At 31.8% G+C, this 2,956-nt stretch carries 1 protein-coding gene; it reads left to right on the top strand.

Translation table 11 applies throughout. The features are described from left to right. Nucleotides 1-45: 45 nt before the first annotated feature. Entirely contained in the window at nucleotides 46-2,787 is a 2,742-nt protein-coding gene (locus ACTHW2_RS12465) for a CRISPR-associated helicase/endonuclease Cas3 (protein ID WP_097550884.1), read from the top strand. Nucleotides 2,788-2,956 lie beyond the last annotated feature (169 nt).

Genomic DNA, 2,956 nt, shown 5'->3' with positions numbered 1-2,956 from the left:
AGTTCATATATGAACTAATATTTTACAAATTATGAGGAAATGAAAATGCAATTATCTAATAAGACTTTATCCTTATGGGGTAAGAAAAATGTTAATGATGACAATGAAAAATTGTGGTTACCATTAATTGCGCATTTAATTGATACAAAAAATGTGATCAATTGGCTATATAATCATTGGATCAATGATGGTCAAAGACATATTTTGCAACGGAATTTTGAAGATGAAGATATAGTTCAAAATTTAGTGAAGTTTTTGGGATATATACATGATATTGGAAAGGCAACACCTGCTTTTCAAATTAAACAGTCATATATCAATAATGAAGATTTAGATCAGAATTTAGTAGAAAAATTATTGCAAAATGGCTTTGATGGTCTAGATAATTCAAAAATTAATACAAGTAAGACGCCTCATGCATTAGCTGGAGAAGTTATTCTAGAAAACAACGGGTTAAATGAAAGTATAGGTGCAATTATTGGAGGGCACCATGGAAAACCACAAGAAGAATATTTTGATTATGAAGATCAGCTAAATAATTGGACTTCAAATTATTATCAATCAGACTCTGGGAGTGAAACATCTGTGGGAGCTAATTGGAAACAAGTCCAAAATGAATTGATCAATTATGGCTTAGGATTATGTCATTTTAATAATCTCGAAGATATTCCAGATGTAACTGAACCACAAGCAGTTATTTTAGAGGGGCTTGTTATTATGGCGGATTGGTTAGCTTCTGGTGAATATCTTGTAAAAGATAACCAACGTATTCCTCTTTTTCCTTTAATTTCTGTAGATCAAGATTTCGCATCTATTAATACTGATGAAAGATATCGTCAAGGAATTAGTGTTTGGGCCGATCTTTTTGATCCATGGGAACCAGAAGTAATAAATAATCCACAAAGGGTATATAAAGAACGTTGGAAAATTACTCCAAGACAAATTCAAGAAAAAATGTCAGAGACAATCGGGGCATCTCTTGATCCTGGTATTATAATTGTTGAAGCCCCAATGGGAATTGGAAAGACTGAAATTGCTCTAACAGCTGTAGAACAGTTGGCAGCTAAAACCGGTATGAATGGACTTTTCTTTGGCTTACCAACTCAAGCTACAGCTAATGCAATGTTTAATCGGGTAGATAAATGGTTAAGTGAAATTGCTACTGATCAAAAAGAAAAGCTGCAAATCAAATTAATGCATGGTAAAGCACAATTTAATGAAGAGTATCGTAATATTCCAAATGCAGATAATATTGAAGATGATAGTGGTTCGGTAGTGGTCAATGAGTGGTTTAACGGTAAAAAATCAATTTTATCCAGTTTTGTAATAGGCACAGTGGATCAATTACTTTTAATGGGACTAAAACAAAAACATTTAGCTTTAAGATATTTAGGAATGAGTGGCAAAGTCGTAGTAATTGATGAAGTTCATGCGTATGATATTTATATGGATTCCTATTTAGAAAAAGCAGTTCAATGGTTGGGAGCATATCACGTTCCAGTAATTGCATTATCTGCTACTTTACCCGTAGCAAAAAGAAATAGTCTATTACAAGCATATTGTGTAGGAAAATATGGAAATAAACGATTTAAAACTACCAACGAAGATTGGAAAACATGCCATTCATATCCTTTATTGAGCATTTTAGATGGAAAAACGTTAAAACAGGTGTCAGATTTTTCTGATGAACTGAAAAATACATCTATTGAAATAACACGATTAAATATCGAAGATAGTGAATTGATAAAAACTATTAACCAAAAAATAAGTGATGGTGGTGTAGCAGGTGTCATTGTTAATACAGTGAGAAGAGCACAAGAATTAGCACGTTTAGCTGAAAGTAAAATGCCTAGCGATGTGAATATTTTGGTATTACATTCAGCTTTTTTAGCTACTGATCGTCGCAAATTAGAAAATAAATTACAAGATGCAATTGGCAAAAATAAAAAGCGCCCTTATAAAATGATTGTAATTGGTACACAAGTTTTAGAACAATCTTTAGACATTGATTTTGACGTTATGTATACTGATATTGCTCCAATGGATTTAATTTTGCAAAGAATCGGCCGGTTACATCGCCATCAAATTCAGCGTCCTAAAAAGTTGGAAAAACCACAGTTATATATTATGGGCATTAATGAATTTGGTAACTATGGGGATGCTAATGAGTCGATTTATGCAAAATATTTGTTAACTAAGACAGATTATTTCTTAAAAGATAAGGTTAATATTCCAAGCGATATTTCTGATTTAGTTCAAAAAGTATATTCTGAAATTACTGATTCTGAAATTAAAAATCTCAGAGAATCTAAGCAGATTTTTGAAATTAATCAAAAGAAATCTAAACATAAGGCTAACGGTTACCAAATTGAAGCTCCAGATGATGAAGAAACATTGCATGGCTGGTTGGACAACGATAGTGGTACTGATTTGAAAGACAGTAAAGCTGAAGCTGCTGTAAGAGATACTAAGGAAAGCATTGAAATTGTTTTACTATATCAAGACGATAAAGGATTTAATTTATTAAATGGTCAAAGTATTGAGGACGTTTATGATAATATTATTGCTCAGCAATTGATCAGATTACCACATGCTTTAACAATAAACATAGATCGCTCAATTGAAGAATTAGAAAAGATAACTACAAAGCATTTTCCACAATGGAAAGATAGTAATTGGTTAAAAGGTTCGCTTGCTTTAGTATTGGATAAAAATAAAGAAACTGAGTTTAATGGTTATAGCGTAAAATATTCGAGAAATTTAGGTTTAATTTATAAAAAGGAGTAGAATAGCCTAAGAATTATTCCTTACGTGTGTGAGGGTGATCCTATTAATTATAATTTTGTATTTGTAATCCCCATAGAGATGGGGAAGAGCGGTTTAATTTAACGAGACCGCTTTTTTATTTATTGATTAATTGCCGGAGAAAACACGGGATTTTAATCCCGTGATGAAT

Origin of the sequence: Tissierella sp. (assembly GCF_052089545.1) — a bacterium.
Lineage (GTDB): Bacteria > Bacillota > Clostridia > Tissierellales > Tissierellaceae > Tissierella_A.
This window is presented reverse-complemented; position numbering and strand designations above follow the sequence as displayed.

What these genes read in the sequence shown, in the direction of transcription:
- ACTHW2_RS12465 (WP_097550884.1), top strand. Translation starts at nt 46, where the DNA reads ATGCAATTATCTAATAAGACTTTATCCTTATGGGGTAAGAAAAATGTT.